The sequence below is a fragment of the Endozoicomonas sp. ALB032 genome (assembly GCF_049310125.1).
In the GTDB taxonomy this organism is placed as follows: Bacteria; Pseudomonadota; Gammaproteobacteria; order Pseudomonadales; family Endozoicomonadaceae; genus Endozoicomonas_A.
On record NZ_JBLYNW010000001.1, the window covers coordinates 4,013,667 to 4,029,180 of the forward strand.

The window sequence follows — 15,514 nt, forward strand, 5'->3', positions numbered from 1 at the left end:
CAGCCAGAGACAGCCCCCACCACTCGTAATAAACCCGAGAAGCTGCTCTGGACTAAATTCCAACCTGTCCATCCATAAACGGCAAGCTCAACTCAACAGCCGGTTTGCGACTCAGGCAGTGGATCAGCAGCAGTGCATTCGTCAGCACCAGTACCAGCAACATCAGCCTGTCCACACAGAGCTGCTGACGGCATTGCTTCAAACGACCCAGATAGTCTTGAATGGTCATTTTCGGGAAGGGTAAAAGACCCGAACATAAGGGTTGGGCAAGGTTCTGGCTTTCACAAAATAAAAGCCCAGCCAGTAAAGCCGGTGGCTCAGGTGGCCGTCAGGGTGACGGTCCCGGAACCGTCGATAGACACGGATCGCCATCCAGCCCAGAAACATGCCCAGTAGCAGCTGGTCAAACCAGATACCCCAGATCAGGCCCACGGCTACGGGGTAGATTTCATCCAGAGACCAGAACAGGAACTGGATGGGGTCGTTGATGGTGCGGGGGGTTTCCATGATGCTTTCGACTCATTTACCGTCTATACTCTGTAAGACATATTCTTACAGGAGGTGCAATATGGCTCGAACATTAACCATCAGCCTTGGAGATGAACTTCAGGGCTATGCTCAACAGCTGGTCGATTCCGGTGCATACTCATCCGTCAGTGAAGTGGTGCGTGAGGCGTTAAGAAACCTGAGAGAACAGAAAGCTTCCTCAAGCCTGGAGCAATTGAGGGCAATGATTGACGAAGGTGACAACAGTGGTGAACCGGTTGATCTTGAAGTTGAAAAGTTCCTTTCCCAAATGAAAAAACGGTAACCCTTATGCCCCCATCCAAGCAGTACTTGTTCAAGCCCCGTGCACGACAGGATTTGGAGGGCATATATGACTATACCGTGAGTGAGTTTGGAGAAGAGCAGGCTGATCTGTATATCCGAAATCTTTTTGATACCTTTCAACGACTGGCTGAAACACCGGGCTTTGCTCGATGCCGGGATGACCTCAGAAAAGGGCTCAAATCATACCCTGTGAAGGCTCATATCGTTTTCTTCAGAGAAACGGTGAATGGCGTATTAATTATCAGAGTGCTTCACCAATCGATGGATTTTCAATCACAAAAGTACTGATCGATCCTGGGAAATGCTCACTGTTGTCGAAGATTTATAGTTTTGGTGTTTTGATAGTGGTTGAGTTCTGATGGGGTAATACTGTCGTATCGGGCTTCCAATCGTTTTCGACTGTCCTCCTGGTGCTGGTCGAAATCCAGCCTTGACCCTTTGCCCGTCAGAGTTTCCAGATTCAACTGTTTCAATTTATCAGCATTCAACTCTGGCAGTTTGTTTTGCAATTTTAACAATGCCAGCCACTCGCTAAGATCAATCTGGTTCCAGTCCACTGAATGCAGAGTTTCAGGCGTTATACCCGAGCAATCGGGATGTTTGGCAGAGCCCCATCCAGTGTTCAGCTGCTTTCTGATCTGTACTTGCATGATGCGGGAAAGGGGTGAACTGAAACAGCAATAGCTGTTGTACTCCATGCTGCTCAATCCCAGGAATTTGCTTTCCCTGTAAATGCCGACTTTATGGCAGGTTTTCATCTCACTTTTAATGGCCAATTCAAATTCTTCGGTTTCACATTTATTGGTGATCTGAATAATCAGTTTGGTCATGGTGTAAGCTGTGTAGATTATGGTGACGACGCTGATCGCTGAGGTGATGGCCGGGTTCATAATCAGGGTTTGTTGGCTCAGCTGACCGTCCTGAGAAGCCGGGTTGTCACCAACCGTTCGGAACAGTAGATTGATGGCATCCTCGCCCAGAATTTTATAGACGACTTCCGTCATTTTTTTGCATCAGTTGTTGCTGCATATTTCCGAGCATCGTGTCCTGAGATAAAGAGCGCGCTTCCTGTGACAGCTCACCGGTGATGGGTCTGGCAGTGGCAGTCTGAGTGTGAACTTCAGCCGGTGTCGACCATAGCTTTTCTGTGAGCTTGTCCCAGCTTTTGCCTAAATCGGAGCATCTGAAGGTTTTTCCATCATCAGATTTGGTAGCTGGTTGGTAACAGATTGAGGGTTTCGTGTTATAGCATCATATTGCTGGTCGATCTGATGGAGCCAGGTTGAGCGGGTATGTTGCTCAAATATGAATGGCTTCCTGAGTTGGTTTCTGCCATTGCAGTGTGAAAGCAGAAAGCTAACAATCGACCCAGCAGCTTGTAGCAGGCACGTATTGTCATTGGCTGACGGTCTGGCAACAATCCCGATACTGCCAAAGCAGATACATAGCGTCGTCTTTAGCCAATGGGTGACGATGCATTCCCCATGCTGCGGCTGAAGCTCCGATCCAGTGTGCTTTCTGCTTTTCCGGCTCAGGCCAGAACATGCTCATTTTATACTCGCTTTTGAGGAACCAGGGAATGATAAGGCTGTGGCACTGGACCTCTTCTCCTATGGTTTTTCTGCCAAGACCAGTCTTCAACAGCCGGTTTGCGACTCAGGCAGTCGATCAGCAGCAGTGCATTCGTCAGCACCAGTACCAGCAGCATCAGCCTGTCCACACAGAGCTGCTGACGCTATTGCTTCAAACGACGCAGAGAGTCTTGAATGGTCATTTTCGGGAAGGGTAAAGACCCGAACATAAGGGTTGGGCAAGGTTCTGGCTTCTACAAAATAAAAGCCCAGCCAGTAAAGTCGATGGCTCAGGTGACCGTCAGGGTGACGATCCCGAAACCGTCGATAAACACGAATCGCCATCCAGCCCAGAAGCAGCTGGTCAAACCAGATACCCCAAATCAGGCCCATGGCTACGGGGTAGATTTCATCCAGAGACCAGAACAGGAACTGGATGGGGTCGTTGATGGTGGAGGGGATTTCCATCTGGTTCTTCCTGTCAGGATTGGGAAAGGTCTTGTGCTACAGGTGCTTCAGGAATTCCTCTTGCACCAGAGATTCCAGTTCCAGCATGGAGCTTAATTGTTGCTTTTTGGCAGTTTCATGAAGCTGGACAATAACTTCATATTGATCCGGCTCACCTTCTGCGTCACAGAAAACTTTGAGTTCATCCGGAATAATTTCATAGTTAATCATAATGGCCAGTGCCTGTACCAGAGAGGGGCGGTCTTGCCAGTGAAAATAAGCCAGAAGTCGATCTTTAATTACATCGGAGGCATGCAAAATGGGTATGTCGCCTTGTTTTGAATGAGCGACAGTGGTTTCTTCAATAATCTGGTTTCCAATAGCGAGAGGTGCAGAAGGAAACTCAACACAAATCTGCGTTGACTCATTGACAAACACGCGGCCTTGTTTAAAAAATCCTAATTCAGCCATTGCGGTTTTCAGCGATTCTGAGGCGTCGTAGCTGGTGTTAACCATATCAATATCTTTGGTCAGGTATAGGTTTTCACTGTAAATTTCAACGGCTAAACCACCCACCAAAACCACCCGAATGCCATGCTGCTTAAGATGATTGGCGACAATGGCTGCCAGTTCAACAATGGGCGTGCTACTAAAATCTGTCATGATTTAATTCTGAAATTAATGATCCCTTGGTCGGATAGCAATAGTTGGTTTGCCTGCTGCTCTGGGACGGGTTCTGGTCATGGTGAGGTTCTGGATCATGGAGTCCGGATAGGCCGACAGGGCCGACTTAAGCAGTTCTTTCAATGGCGACAGGAAAGGATATCGGGGGTTAAACTGATATTCTCTGAGCTTGCCAATCAGGTAGCTCACCAAAACACCATCTTCTTCGAGCCGGGCAAGCTGCTTTTGCACGGAGTTTGAGGAAATTCCGTAAAATTCGGCAATGGCCTTGCCATAACCGGAGCTGCGAAGCATTAGATATATCAGGATTTTTTCCTGACTTTCCGCTCGTAGAATGCCTTTCAAAATGAACATGATGTAATATATTATGTTACCAATATGTGGTAAATATATACCATTTCATGATATTTATAAATCAATCTATGGTTTTGAGTGGCGGTTAGAGCTGGTTTTTTGTTCTTGATACAAGTTGAGTTGTTCAGGTCGAAACCCATGAAATCGGGTTTCCAATCGTTTTCGACTGTCCTCCCGCTGCTGGTCGAAATCCAGCCTTGACCCTTTGCCCGTCAGAGTTTCCAGATTCAACTGTTTCAATGTATCAGCATTCAACTCTGGCAGTTTGTTTTGCAATTTTAACAATGCCAGCCACTCGCTAAGGTCAATCTGGTTCCAGTTCACAGCTTGCAGAGTTTCAGGCGTTATACCCTGGCAATCGGGGAGTTCGGCAGAGCCACATCCAGTGTTCGGCAGCTTCCTGGTCTGTACTTACAAGATGCGGGAGAGGGGTAAACTGAAACAGCAATAGCTGTTGTACTCCATGCTGCTCAATCCCAAAAACTTGCTTTTCCTGTAACCGCCGACTTGATGGCAGGTTTTCATCTCCCGTTTGGCGGCCAATTCAAATTCTTCGGCTTCACATTTGTTGGTGATCTGGATAATTAGTTTGGTCATGGTGTATGCCGTATAGATCGTGGTGACGACGCTGATCGCTGAGGTGATGGCCAGGTTCATAATCAGGGTTTGTTGGCTCAGCTGACCGCCCTGAGAAGCCAGGTTGTCACCAACTGTTCTGAACAGTAGATTGGTGGCGCCTTTCACCACCGTCAGGAATACATAAACTCGTAAAAAATGCCCAAAATTTGAATGATCGTCCACTGCCTTTCCTTCAAGCTAACCACATGTTTCTCCTGATTATTGACCGTTAATACACTAATCCCCTGGAAACAGAAGAATACCTGTCTCGCTGTTGGATTCTGGCAGGGCTTTTTTTCTGCTCTGGTAATACACGACTCTGCTTTTTCAGTTCCTGCCTTACTCTGTGCTGGATAGCAGTGTAGACCATCAGGCACAGAGTCATCACCATTAACAGGGATTCAAGTTCCGCTTTCTTCAGATAGAGTGAAGTGACCAGAAAGTCCGGGCTCTTCAGGAACCGAAAGCTACCTCCAACCTGTTGTTGTGACTTATAGGTAGACAGCAGCCCAGTGGCATTCAAACTATCTTGATCCAGTTCATTGGTGCTAAGGATAAAACAACCCAATATGAATACAGTTCAAGTCGTCTGGATTGTCATGACTTTCATAGACTCCATCCACATGAAAGCTCGTGCCATCCAGATTTAATGCCTTGCAAGGAAGTTTCAGATAATGACGACCTTGACGGCCAGATTGCGATACAAGTCATTAAAACCAGCGTCGTGCAGACTATCGAGAGTCCGACTAAGTACCTTGTCGTTCAAGTGGTCGGCTTATATAACTTTCCTGATAAGGCGGTCAGTCGGCTTACCATCAAAAAACTCAGGGTACATGTACAGTGTCTGTCCCTTAAAGCCCAAGTCACCATTTCTTTGACAACAGATTTTAGGTAAATATCAACCGGGGTGGTGGAAGGCGGTTACTCATCTTGAGATTTTAGAAAGTTTCTGGGGGGCTGGTTGCGCTACTCTCGGTCGGCTTTCTATACCACAAAGACCACCAGAGTAAGTGGATTTCTAAAAACAGCTCTGGGTGACCTTGCAGGTTGCGGATATCTTTCGCTGTAGTGAATAAAAGTGGGTGTTGGTAGGCTTCAGGAATTTTATAGATTTTCAGGATTTTTTTATGGCTTTGCTGAAGCTCATCTTTTAGTTTCTTTTCACAGTCTAGCGCTTCAGGGGTGCCCACCTCAATTGGCGCTTCTCGTTGAAGTCTTTTTTTCAATGGTTCGCCAAACTGGTTGCGAACAAAGAAAATCCGCTCCGATGGATGATTCCGCCTTAACAGAGCCTGCAATACCTCTGAATCAAGCTCGTTAAACCCATACTCCCCCATAACCAGCAAACCAGCTCTTTTGAGCCTATGGTGTCCCTGTGTTTATGGCTCCTGCCAGTGGTAATGTAAACGACAAAACCTGTTTTCAGGAAATTATCAAAAATCATTTGTCATGTTTTAAGGCCGCTTTGAATAGCCGCTATGTGGTGACCAACGGTTTAGTGTTACTTGATAGAGGTACCGAAAACATTGCAAAAATCATTGAGCTATGGAAGGAAGAGTAACCCCACCAGGTTCAGGAAATTCTGGGCTATTCTCTGATGCACCACCAATAATGAGATTCACCTATGTCGTTCCTTTATTTTTCCAGAACAGACATTCAACACGGATTGTCTTGTTATTTTCTGGCAAACAAGAAGGGCGTGATGGGTATTTTGGTTCTTTCCCTGCTGGCTATGCTAGTTGTGCCGTTATGTTATTCCTCAACCCTTATTGATCGTCATCATCCCGATGGGCGCAAGTTTCGGATTGAAATCAACGATGGGAAAACACGCAATAGCACACTGACAGTGACAGGAGGCCAGCGTGCTGGCAATGCCGATTTTCCCGGTGTCGCCAGCGGAGTTTTTTTTTATTCGCCTCCTCCTCCCTGGGGAGGTGGAGGCGGCAGGCCATCGGGATTATTCGAAATTGACCTAACTATTCTGCAACCCGTCATCAACTGGCTGATGTCCATAGGTAAGGATTCTGGTGCCGCCACGACTTGCCCGGAGGATGGTCAACCCTCTGGCAACAAACTTAACGCGGGATCAAATGACGCAACTAACCAACACCATCAACAGGAAAAAAGAGAAGCACCTGAAAATCGGGAGAACAAATCACCGGGAGAAGGTAATGGTAGCAGCGGCGATGGCAATAACAGAAAAGACGACAATGGAGAGGAGGGTAAAAATAATGCTTCGACTCAGGACCTTGAGCTACTTGCCAACCAGCTTTTAGCCATCATTGAAAGCGACGAACCCAACGCCGCTTTTAAATTCAGGGAAATGTTAGAGAAGCTGGACATGCCTCAGCGTTTGCAGGTTCTGGAAACAAAAGGCACAAACATCAGCGGCAATACCGTTACTCCTCTAGAGGCGATATTGGCACTGCCGCGTTCTTCCCATGAACACTCAACACGCAACCGATTTATCGGGCAGCTGATAGAAGCCGCTGGCAACAAACGCCAGATGATTTTGTCTGATATTGTTTTGGACATAATCCACAAGGTCAATCAATCTCACCAACAACCACAGATAGGGGATTTTGAAAAAGGTTGCTTTACTGAGTACTTTATTCAATTGTTCCTGCTTCATTCAAACCCGGTTGAGCGTATTCGCAATCTATTAGAAGAAATATCAGATTTAGCCATAAGGAATGAGATTATAAATAATGCACAATCATTAACACTCCCCACCTCTTTTCTGGATACCTTGAAACAATTTAACCAGCACTCATCGTTCCATGAATTAATGCGCTTGTCAAATGAACTGCGTATGCAAAATGATTACATAGCGATCACTACTTCGGTCAATAATGGACTGCGTGTAGATAAACATGAATCCAGACAAATTATTGGTGCAGAGTGCGCGATATGTAAGGAGCAGTTTGAACGCTCATCAAATATAGTGAAAACGCCCTGTAATCACCTTTATCACGTCGATTGTTTAAATCAGTGGCTCAAAAAAAGGAAGCAGGATCGTGCAATTCAAGATTGCCCTACATGTCGTACACAATTATATGGCTTAAGAAAAAAACTTAACGACTTTAACAAACTATTGAGAAAATACGACGGTTGTCATTCTTTAGCTACTGCAAAAAGAGCATTTAAGGAATTGAATATAGCAGAAACAAGTTTTGCAACCTTTTACCATTTTCTCCAATATTGCCGACATAGCAGCCAGACATCTGATGATTCAAAGTTTAAAAATATCTTGCGAAGCTTCATTCGTCCCGTGATAAAAGCCGAGATCCACCATGACGGTAAAGTCAACTCAGCCACCTTCAGCGCCAATAACCACCGTGTGGTGACCGCCAGTGACGATGGCACTGCGAAAATCTATGTCTTTCAGTCCGATGGATCCTGGAAGGAAGAATTCACTATTCGTCACGATGGTCCGGTCAAATTGGCCAGCTTCAGCGCCGATAGTAACCGTGTGTTGACCGCCAGTGAAGACGGGACAGCAAAAATCCATGTTCTGAAGGAGGGTGGATCATGGCAAGAAGAACTCACTATCCAACACCCTGGGCCCATTAATTCAGCCAGCTGCAGCGCCGATGGTAGCCGTGTGTTGACCGCCAGTGACGATGGGGCAGCAAAAATTTATGTTCTGAAGGAGAGTGGATCATGGGAAGAAGAAGGAACCACCCACCATGATGGTTCGATCCATTTAGCCAGCTTCAGTCCTGATGGTAGCCATGTGTTAACTGTCGGCAAAGATAACCTGGTAAAAATCACAGGCAAATCAGCTAATGGATCATGGCAAGTAAAATTTATCTTTCTCCATAGGGACCATGTCAACTCAGCCATCTTTAGCCCCAATAACCGCTATGTGGTGACCGCCAGTAACGATGGCACGGCAAAAATCATTGGCCAGAAAGGCGATCAGTCTTGGGAAGAAGAATTCACCATTAGCCACATTGGTACCAATGGTTCGATCCTATCAGCCGCCTTCAGCCCCAATAGCCGACATGTGCTGACTGTTGGCAAGGATAATCTGGTTAAAATCATTGGCAAACAGGCCGATGGATCATGGCTGGAAAAAGCCATCATTTCCCATAGTGATCATATCAACTCAGCCACTTTCAGTCCCAATAGCCACCATGTGATAACCGCCAGTTTCGACAAACAGGCAAAAATCTACAGCAAAAAGACCGATGTATTATGGGAAGAAGAAATCACTAACCACCACAATCATAGGGTCTCCTCAGCTACCTTCAGTCCCAATAGCCTAAGAGCAGTAAGCACCAGTCTGGATGGAACGGCAAAAACCCGTAGCCGTAAGAATGGGGAAGAAGGATTCACTATCCTTCATCATGGTGGTTTCACTTCGGCCACCTTCAGTGCCGATAACTGCCTTTTGATGACCTTTGGTGAAGATCCTACGGCGAAAATCAATATCCTGGGCAATTCACGGAAAAAAGAACTCCTTATCCACAACTCTGGTCCGATATCCTCAGCCACCTTCAGCGCCAATAGCCGCTTTGTGGTGACCACCGGTTTAGTGTCACTTGATAGAGGTACCGAAAACATTGCGAAAATCATTGAACTATGGAAGGAAGAGTAACCCCACCAGCGTTCTGGAAATTCTGGGCTATTCTCTGATGCACCACCAATAATGAGATTCACCTATGTCGTTCCTTTATTTTTCCAGAACAGACATTCAACACGGATTGTCTTGTTATTTTCTGGCAAACAAGAAGGGCGTGATTGATATTTTGGTTCTTTCCCTGCTGGCTATGATGGTTGTGCCGTTATGCTATTCCTCAACGCTTATTGATCGTCATTATCCCGATGGGCGCAAGGTTCGGATTGAGATCAATGATTGGAGAACACGTAATAACACACTGACATTGACAGGAGGCCAGCCCGCTGGCAACGCCGACTTTCCCGGTGTCGGGAGCGGAGGCTTCTTTTATTTGCCTCCTCCTCCCTGGGGAGGTGGAAGACCATCGGGATTATTCGAAATTGACCTGACTATTCTGCAACCCGTCATCAACTGGCTGATGTCCATAGGTAAGGATTCTGGTACCGCCACGACTTGCCCGGAGGATGGCCAACCCTCTGGCAACAAACCCAATGTGGGATCAAATGACGCAACTAACCAACACCATCAACAGGAAAAAAGAGAAGCACCTGAAAATCGGGAGAACACATCACCGGGAGAAGCTAATGGTAGCAGCGGCGATGGCAATAACAGAAAAGACGACAATGGAGAGGAGGGTAAAAATAATGCTTCGCCTCAGGACCTTGAGCTACTTGCCAGCCAGCTTTTAGCCATCATTGAAAGCGACGAACCCAATGCCGCTTTTAAATTCAGGGAAATGTTAGAGAAGCTGGACATGCCTCAGCGTTTGCAGGTTCTGGAAACAAAAGGCACAAACATCAGCGGCAATACCGTTACTCCTCTAGAGGCGATATTGGCACTGCCGCGTTCTTCCCATGAACACTCAACACGCAACCGATTTATCGGGCAGCTGATAGAAGCCGCTGGCAACAACCGCCAGATAATTTTGTCTGAGATTGTTCTGGACATAATCCACAAGCTCAACCGATCCGACCAACAACCACAGATAGGGGATTTTGAAAAATGTTGCTTTACTGATTACTTTATTCAATTGTTCCTGCTTCATTCAAACCCGGTTGAGCGTATTCGAAATCTATTAGAAAAAATATCAGATTTAGCCATAAGGAATGAGATTATAAATAATGCGCAATCATTGACATTCCCCACCTCTTTTCTGGATACCTTGAAACAATTTAACCAGCACTCATCGTTCCATGAATTAATACGCTTATCAAATGAATTGCGTATGCAAAATGATTACATAGCGATCACTGCTTCGGGCAATAATGTACTGTTTTTGGATAAACATGAATCCAGTCAAATTATTGGTGCAGAGTGCGCGGTATGTAAGGAGCAGTTTGAACGCTCGTCAAATATAGTGAAAACGCCCTGTAATCACCTTTATCACGTTGATTGTTTAAGTCAGTGGCTCCAAAATAGGTATCAGAGTCGTGCAATTCAAGATTGTCCTACATGTCGAACACGAATAATTGGCTTAACAACAAAACTTTACCACTTTAACAAACTATTGAGAAAATACGACGGTTATCATTCTTTAGCTACTGCAAGAAGGGCAGCGAATGAATTAAATACAGAAGAAACAAATTTTGCAACCTTTTACCATTTTATCCAATATTGCCGACATAGCAGCCAGGCATCTGATGATTCAAAGTTTCTAACTATCTTGCGAAGTTTCATTCGTCCCGAGGTAAAAGTCGAGATCCGCCATGACGGTAAAGTCAACTCAGCCACCTTCAGCGCCAATAACCAACGTGTGGTGACTGCCAGTGACGGTGGCACTGCCAAAATCTATGTCTTTCAGTCCGATGGATCCTGGAAGGAAGAATTCACTATTCGTCACGATGGTCCGGTCAAATCAGCCAGCTTCAGCGCCGATAGTCGCCGTGTGTTGACTGCCAGTGACGATGGGACAGCAAAAATCCATGTGTGGAAGGAGGATGGATCATGGCAAGAAGAAATCACTATCCGCCACCGTGGGTCCATTCATTCAGCCAGCTTCAGCGCCGATAATTGCCGTGTTTTGACCGCCAGTGACGGTGCAGCAAAAATTTATGTTCTGAAGGAGAGTGGATCATGGGAAGAAGAAGGGAGCATCAACCATGATGATCCGATCCATTTAGCCAGCTTCAGTCCTGATGGTAGCCATGTGGTGACTGTTGGCAAAGATAACGTGGTGAAAATCAAGGGCAAATCCGCCGATGGATCATGGCAAGTAAAATTTATCGTTCTCCACAGGAACCATGTTAACTCAGCCATCTTTAGCCCCAATAACTGCTATGTCGTTACCGCCAGTAACGATGGCACGGCAAAAATCATTGGCCGGAAAGACGACGAATCATGGGAAGAAGAATTCACCATTAACCACATGAGTACCGGTGGTTCGATCCTATCAGCCACCTTCAGCCCCGATAGCCGACATGTGCTGACTATCGGCAAGGATAACCTGGTTAAAATCATTGGCGAACAGGCCGATGGATCATGGCTGGAAAAAGTCATCATTTCCCATAGTGATCTTATCAGCACAGCCACTTTCAGTCCCAATAGCCGCCATGTGGTGACCGCCAGTTTCGACAAACAGGCAAAAATCTACGGCGAAAAAACCGATGTATTATGGGAAGAAGAAATCACGATCCACCACAATCATAGGGTCTCCTCAGCCATCTTCAGTGCCAATAGCCGACGTGTAGTAACCACCAGTCTGGATGGAACGGCAAAAACCCATAGCCACCAGAATGATGGATCATGGAAAGAAGGAATCACTGTCCTTCATCATGGTGGTGGTTTCACTTTAGCCACCTTAAGTGCCGATAACTTCTATTTGATGACCTTTGGTGAATATCTTACGGCGAAAATCAATATCCTGGACAATGCACGGAAAAAAGAACTCTTTATCTTCAACTCTGGTCCGATATCCTCAGCCACCTTCAGCGCCAATAGCCGCTTTGTGGTGACCACCGGTTTAGTGTCACTTGATAGAGGTACCGAAAACATTGCGAAAATCATTGAACTATGGAAAGAAGAGTAACTCCAGTAGCACCCCGGAAATTCTTGGCTATTCTCTGATGCACTACCAATAATGAGATTCACCCATGGCGTTCCTTTATTTTTCCAAAACAAACATCCAACACGGATTGTTCTGGCATTTTCTGACAAACAAGAAGGGCGAGATGGGTATTTTTGTTTTTTCCCTGCTGGCTATGTTAGTTGTGCCGTTATGCTATTCCTCAACCCTTATTGACCGTCATCATCCCGATGGGCGCAAGTTTCGGATTGAAATCAACGATGGGAAAACACGCAATAGCACACTGACAGTGACAGGAGGCCAGCGCGCTGGCAATGCCGATTTTCCCGGTGTCGCCAGCGGATTTTTTTTTATTCGCCTCCTCCTCCCTGGGGAGGTGGAGGCGGCAGGCCATCGGGATTATTCGAAATTGACCTGACTATTCTGCAACCCGTCATCAACTGGCTGATGTCCATAGGTAAGGATTCTGGTGCCGCCACGACTTGCCCGGAGGATGGTCAACCCTCTGGCAACAAACCCAACGCGGGATCAAATGACGCAACTAACCAACACCATCAACAGGAAAAAAGAGAAGCACCTGAAAATCGGGAGAACAAATCACCGGGAGAAGGTAATGGTAGCAGCGGCGATGGCAATAACAGAAAAGACGACAATGGAGAGCAGAGTAAAAATAATGCTTCGACTCAGGACCTTGAGCTACTTGCCAACCAGCTTTTAGCCATCATTGAAAGCGACGAACCCAACGCCGCTTTTAAATTCAGGGAAATGTTAGAGAAGCTGGACATGCCTCAGCGTTTGCAGGTTCTGGAAACAAAAGGCACAAACATCAGCGGCAATACCGTTACTCCTCTAGAGGCGATATTGGCACTGCCGCGTTCTTCCCATGAACACTCAACACGCAACCGATTTATCGGGCAGCTGATAGAAGCCGCTGGCAACAACCGCCAGATAATTTTGTCTGAGATTGTTCTGGACATAATCCACAAGCTCAACCAATCCGACCAACAACCACAGATAGGGGATTTTGAAAAATGTTGCTTTACTGATTACTTTATTCAATTGTTCCTGCTTCATTCAAACCCGGTTGAGCGTATTCGCAATCTGTTAGAAAAAATATCGGATTTAGCCATAAAGAATGAGATTATAAATAATGCACAATCATTAACACTCCCCACCTCTTTTCTGGATACCTTGAAACAATTTAACCAGCACTCATCGTTCCATGAATTAATGTGCTTATCAAATGAACTGCGTATACAAAATAATTACATCGCTGTCAATTCTTTCGACGATAATGCACTGCGTGTGGATAAAGAAGAACCTGCAGACATTATTGATGCAGAGTGCACGGTATGTCAGGAGCAGTTTGTACGATCATCAAATATGGTTATAGTAAAAACACCCTGCAATCATCTTTATCACGCAGGTTGTTTAAATCAGTGGCTGAAAAAAAGGAAGCACGATTGTTCAATTAGAAATTGTCCTTCATGTCGGACAGAATTAAATGCCTTAACTAAAAACCTTTCCGAATTTAACGAACTATTAAGAAAATACGACGGCTGTCATTCTTTAGCTATTGCAGAAAGAGCAGTTGAGGAATGGAATAAAGCAAAAACAAGTTATGAAACCCTATACCATTTTGTCCAGTTTTGCCGACATAGCAGCAGGGCATCTGATGATTCACAGTTTGTAAAACTCTTGCGACGCATCCTTCATCCCGTGACAAAAGCCAAGATTTACCATAAAGGTGAGGCCAACTCAGCCACCTTCAGCGCCAATAACCACCGTGTGGTGACCGCCAGTGACGATGGCACTGCGAAAATCTATGTTTATCAGTCCGATGGATCATGGAAGGAAGAACTCACTGTCCGCCACGATGGTCCGGTCAAATTAGCCAGCTTCAGCGCCGATAGTCGCCGTGTGTTGACCGGCAGTGACGATGGGACAGCAAAAATCTATGTTCAGAAGGAGGGTGGATCATGGCAAGAAGAAATCACTATCCGCCACGACGGGCCCATTAATTCAGCCAGCTTCAGCACCGATAGCAGCCGCGCGTTGACCGCCAGTGACGATGGGACAGCAAAAATCCATGTTCAAAAGGAGGGAGGATCATGGGAAGAAGAAGTGACCATCAACCATGATGGTCTGATCCACTTAGCCAGCTTCAGTGCTGATGGTAGCCATGTGGTAACTGCCGACAAAGATAACCTGGTAAAAATCACAGGCAAATCCGCCAATGGATCATGGCAAGTAAAACTTATCGTTCACCATGAGGGCTCTGTCAACTCAGCCATCTTTAGCCCCGATAACCGCTATGTGTTGACCGCCAGTAACGATGGCATGGCAAAAATCATTGGCCAGAAAGACGACAAGTTATGGGAAGAAGAATTTACCATGGGTCACATTAGCACCGATGGCCCGATCGCATCAGCCGCCTTCAGCCCCGATAGCCGACATGTGCTGACTGTCGGCAAGGATAACCTTGTTAAAATCGTTGGCAAGTGGGCCGATGGATCATGGCTGGAAAAAGCCATCATTTCCCATAGTGATGGCATCAACACAGCCACCTTCAGTCCCGATAGCCGCCATGTGGTGACCGCCAGTTACGACAAAGAGGCAAAAATCTACGGCGAAAAGACCGATGTATTATGGGAAGAAGAAATCACTATCCACCACAATCATTGGGTCAGCTCAGCCACCTTCAGTCCCGATAGCCAACATGCAGTAACCAGCAGTTATGATGGAACGGCAAAAATCCATAGCCACAAGAATGATGGATCATGGGAAGAAGGGCGCACTATCCGTCATACGGGTTGGGTTGCTTCAGCCATCTTTAGTGCCGATGGCCGCTTTGTGATGACCTTTGGTGTTGATGGTACCGCGAAAATCAATTACCTGAAGGGCGCTATCCAATTCACTATCCGCCACCCCTTTGCAATCCCCTCAGCCAGCTTCAGTGCCGATAGCCGCTTTGTGCTGACCCAAAGTTTGTTGCCAGTATCTGATGGTCCCGCCAGCATTGTGAAGATTACTGAACTATGGAAGAATGATTGAGAAGGGCATGGTTGGTATTTTTGTTCTTTCAATGCTGGCTATGATGGTTGTGCCCTTATGCTATTCCTCAACCCTTATTGATCGTCATCATCCCGATGGTCACAGGGTTCGGATTGAAATCAATGATGGGAGAACACGCAATAGCACCCTGACATTGACGAGAGGCAAGCCCGCTGGCAACGCCGATTTTCCCGATGTCGGCAACGGAGGCTTCTTTTATTCGCCTCCTCATCCCTGGGGAGGTAGAAAAAGAAAAGAAAAGGACATCAAAAGAAAAAAAAAGAAAAGGACATCCATATAAAATATAAA

Annotated in this window: 20 protein-coding genes and 1 pseudogene; 8 read left to right on the forward strand and 13 right to left on the reverse strand. The window is 46.2% G+C overall.

Annotated features, from left to right (window positions below; translation table 11 throughout):
* Positions 1-52: 52 nt before the first annotated feature.
* Positions 53-229 (reverse strand): hypothetical protein, encoded by a 177-nt coding sequence (locus ACO6VG_RS15370; RefSeq protein ID WP_422133100.1) that lies wholly within the window; start codon positions 227-229, stop codon positions 53-55.
* On the reverse strand, positions 226-507 hold the full coding sequence (gene traL / locus ACO6VG_RS15375; RefSeq protein ID WP_422137537.1) for a type IV conjugative transfer system protein TraL: 282 nt from the start codon (positions 505-507) through the stop codon (positions 226-228). The genes ACO6VG_RS15370 and traL (ACO6VG_RS15375) overlap by 4 nt, the downstream gene beginning before the upstream one ends.
* Before the next feature lie 61 nt (positions 508-568).
* On the opposite strand from traL (ACO6VG_RS15375), the gene ACO6VG_RS15380 reads away from it, so the two are divergent.
* Complete coding sequence (locus ACO6VG_RS15380) at positions 569-811, forward strand: type II toxin-antitoxin system ParD family antitoxin (RefSeq protein WP_422133102.1); 243 nt, start codon at positions 569-571, stop codon at positions 809-811.
* 5 nt (positions 812-816) lie between these two features.
* Positions 817-1,119: a type II toxin-antitoxin system RelE/ParE family toxin gene (locus ACO6VG_RS15385; RefSeq protein WP_422137538.1), complete on the forward strand. Its 303-nt coding sequence runs from the start codon at positions 817-819 to the stop codon at positions 1,117-1,119.
* 17 nt (positions 1,120-1,136) lie between these two features.
* Here the strand turns inward: ACO6VG_RS15385 and traN (ACO6VG_RS15390) are convergent, their stop codons facing one another.
* From traN (ACO6VG_RS15390) to ACO6VG_RS15440, 11 genes and pseudogenes are all read right to left on the reverse strand, one after another.
* Complete coding sequence (gene traN, locus ACO6VG_RS15390; protein ID WP_422474603.1) at positions 1,137-1,835, reverse strand: conjugal transfer protein TraN; 699 nt, start codon at positions 1,833-1,835, stop codon at positions 1,137-1,139.
* Between the two features lie 391 nt (positions 1,836-2,226).
* Entirely contained in the window at positions 2,227-2,472 is a 246-nt protein-coding gene (locus tag ACO6VG_RS15395) for a TraU family protein (protein WP_422474606.1), read from the reverse strand.
* Positions 2,469-2,870: a type IV conjugative transfer system protein TraL gene (gene traL, locus ACO6VG_RS15400; protein ID WP_422133106.1), complete on the reverse strand. Its 402-nt coding sequence runs from the start codon at positions 2,868-2,870 to the stop codon at positions 2,469-2,471. The genes ACO6VG_RS15395 and traL (ACO6VG_RS15400) overlap by 4 nt, the downstream gene beginning before the upstream one ends.
* 36 nt (positions 2,871-2,906) lie before the next feature.
* Positions 2,907-3,512 carry a hypothetical protein gene (locus tag ACO6VG_RS15405; RefSeq protein WP_422133107.1) on the reverse strand — a complete coding sequence of 202 codons (606 nt, stop codon included), beginning with the start codon at positions 3,510-3,512 and terminating at the stop codon, positions 2,907-2,909.
* Positions 3,513-3,527: 15 nt separating this feature from the next.
* Positions 3,528-3,827: a winged helix-turn-helix domain-containing protein gene (locus ACO6VG_RS15410; RefSeq protein ID WP_422133108.1), complete on the reverse strand. Its 300-nt coding sequence runs from the start codon at positions 3,825-3,827 to the stop codon at positions 3,528-3,530.
* Between the two features lie 126 nt (positions 3,828-3,953).
* The gene (locus tag ACO6VG_RS15415) at positions 3,954-4,211 is read right to left on the reverse strand and encodes a hypothetical protein (protein WP_422133109.1); all 258 of its coding nucleotides are present in this window, start codon (positions 4,209-4,211) and stop codon (positions 3,954-3,956) included.
* A gap of 87 nt (positions 4,212-4,298) precedes the next feature.
* Positions 4,299-4,688: a conjugal transfer protein TraN gene (traN, locus tag ACO6VG_RS15420; RefSeq protein ID WP_422411824.1), complete on the reverse strand. Its 390-nt coding sequence runs from the start codon at positions 4,686-4,688 to the stop codon at positions 4,299-4,301.
* Positions 4,637-5,073, reverse strand: a pseudogene (locus tag ACO6VG_RS15425) (IS1634 family transposase); the annotation flags it as partial. The pseudogene ACO6VG_RS15425 and the gene traN (ACO6VG_RS15420), both read right to left, overlap by 52 nt.
* Before the next feature lie 99 nt (positions 5,074-5,172).
* A complete protein-coding gene (locus ACO6VG_RS15430) occupies positions 5,173-5,271 on the reverse strand; it encodes a hypothetical protein (RefSeq protein ID WP_422474609.1) in 99 nt (32 codons plus the stop codon).
* A 9-nt stretch (positions 5,272-5,280) separates the two neighbouring features.
* A complete protein-coding gene (locus ACO6VG_RS15435; protein ID WP_422137085.1) occupies positions 5,281-5,340 on the reverse strand; it encodes a hypothetical protein in 60 nt (19 codons plus the stop codon).
* A 103-nt stretch (positions 5,341-5,443) separates the two neighbouring features.
* The gene (locus ACO6VG_RS15440; protein WP_422474611.1) at positions 5,444-5,851 is read right to left on the reverse strand and encodes a hypothetical protein; all 408 of its coding nucleotides are present in this window, start codon (positions 5,849-5,851) and stop codon (positions 5,444-5,446) included.
* 35 nt (positions 5,852-5,886) lie between these two features.
* Here ACO6VG_RS15440 and ACO6VG_RS15445 point away from each other — a divergent pair, with 35 nt between their 5' ends.
* The 6 genes from ACO6VG_RS15445 to ACO6VG_RS15470 all read left to right on the forward strand — a co-directional run bounded on the left by ACO6VG_RS15445 (position 5,887) and on the right by ACO6VG_RS15470 (position 15,506).
* Positions 5,887-6,066: a hypothetical protein gene (locus tag ACO6VG_RS15445; RefSeq protein ID WP_422474613.1), complete on the forward strand. Its 180-nt coding sequence runs from the start codon at positions 5,887-5,889 to the stop codon at positions 6,064-6,066.
* A gap of 63 nt (positions 6,067-6,129) precedes the next feature.
* Positions 6,130-9,108 carry an RING finger domain-containing protein gene (locus tag ACO6VG_RS15450; protein WP_422474615.1) on the forward strand — a complete coding sequence of 993 codons (2,979 nt, stop codon included), beginning with the start codon at positions 6,130-6,132 and terminating at the stop codon, positions 9,106-9,108.
* 64 nt (positions 9,109-9,172) lie between these two features.
* Positions 9,173-12,154 carry an RING finger domain-containing protein gene (locus tag ACO6VG_RS15455; protein WP_422474617.1) on the forward strand — a complete coding sequence of 994 codons (2,982 nt, stop codon included), beginning with the start codon at positions 9,173-9,175 and terminating at the stop codon, positions 12,152-12,154.
* A gap of 64 nt (positions 12,155-12,218) precedes the next feature.
* Positions 12,219-12,569, forward strand: a complete 351-nt coding sequence (locus ACO6VG_RS15460) for a hypothetical protein (protein ID WP_422133116.1) — start codon at positions 12,219-12,221, stop codon at positions 12,567-12,569.
* Positions 12,570-12,598: 29 nt separating this feature from the next.
* A complete protein-coding gene (locus ACO6VG_RS15465; RefSeq protein ID WP_422474619.1) occupies positions 12,599-15,205 on the forward strand; it encodes an RING finger domain-containing protein in 2,607 nt (868 codons plus the stop codon).
* 7 nt (positions 15,206-15,212) lie between these two features.
* Complete coding sequence (locus ACO6VG_RS15470) at positions 15,213-15,506, forward strand: hypothetical protein (protein ID WP_422474621.1); 294 nt, start codon at positions 15,213-15,215, stop codon at positions 15,504-15,506.
* The last annotated feature ends 8 nt before the right edge of the window (positions 15,507-15,514 follow it).

Excerpts from the sequence above, each read along its gene's own strand:
- ACO6VG_RS15370 (WP_422133100.1), bottom strand. The coding sequence starts at position 229 with ATGACCATTCAAGACTATCTGGGTCGTTTGAAGCAATGCCGTCAGCAG.
- traL (WP_422137537.1), bottom strand. The coding sequence starts at position 507 with ATGGAAACCCCCCGCACCATCAACGACCCCATCCAGTTCCTGTTCTGG.
- ACO6VG_RS15380 (WP_422133102.1), top strand. The coding sequence starts at position 569 with ATGGCTCGAACATTAACCATCAGCCTTGGAGATGAACTTCAGGGCTAT.
- ACO6VG_RS15385 (WP_422137538.1), top strand. The coding sequence starts at position 817 with ATGCCCCCATCCAAGCAGTACTTGTTCAAGCCCCGTGCACGACAGGAT.
- traN (WP_422474603.1), bottom strand. The coding sequence starts at position 1,835 with ATGACGGAAGTCGTCTATAAAATTCTGGGCGAGGATGCCATCAATCTA.
- traL (WP_422133106.1), bottom strand. The coding sequence starts at position 2,870 with ATGGAAATCCCCTCCACCATCAACGACCCCATCCAGTTCCTGTTCTGG.
- ACO6VG_RS15405 (WP_422133107.1), bottom strand. The coding sequence starts at position 3,512 with ATGACAGATTTTAGTAGCACGCCCATTGTTGAACTGGCAGCCATTGTC.
- ACO6VG_RS15410 (WP_422133108.1), bottom strand. The coding sequence starts at position 3,827 with ATGCTTCGCAGCTCCGGTTATGGCAAGGCCATTGCCGAATTTTACGGA.
- ACO6VG_RS15445 (WP_422474613.1), top strand. The coding sequence starts at position 5,887 with ATGGCTCCTGCCAGTGGTAATGTAAACGACAAAACCTGTTTTCAGGAA.
- ACO6VG_RS15450 (WP_422474615.1), top strand. The coding sequence starts at position 6,130 with ATGTCGTTCCTTTATTTTTCCAGAACAGACATTCAACACGGATTGTCT.
- ACO6VG_RS15455 (WP_422474617.1), top strand. The coding sequence starts at position 9,173 with ATGTCGTTCCTTTATTTTTCCAGAACAGACATTCAACACGGATTGTCT.
- ACO6VG_RS15460 (WP_422133116.1), top strand. The coding sequence starts at position 12,219 with ATGGCGTTCCTTTATTTTTCCAAAACAAACATCCAACACGGATTGTTC.
- ACO6VG_RS15465 (WP_422474619.1), top strand. The coding sequence starts at position 12,599 with ATGTCCATAGGTAAGGATTCTGGTGCCGCCACGACTTGCCCGGAGGAT.
- ACO6VG_RS15470 (WP_422474621.1), top strand. The coding sequence starts at position 15,213 with ATGGTTGGTATTTTTGTTCTTTCAATGCTGGCTATGATGGTTGTGCCC.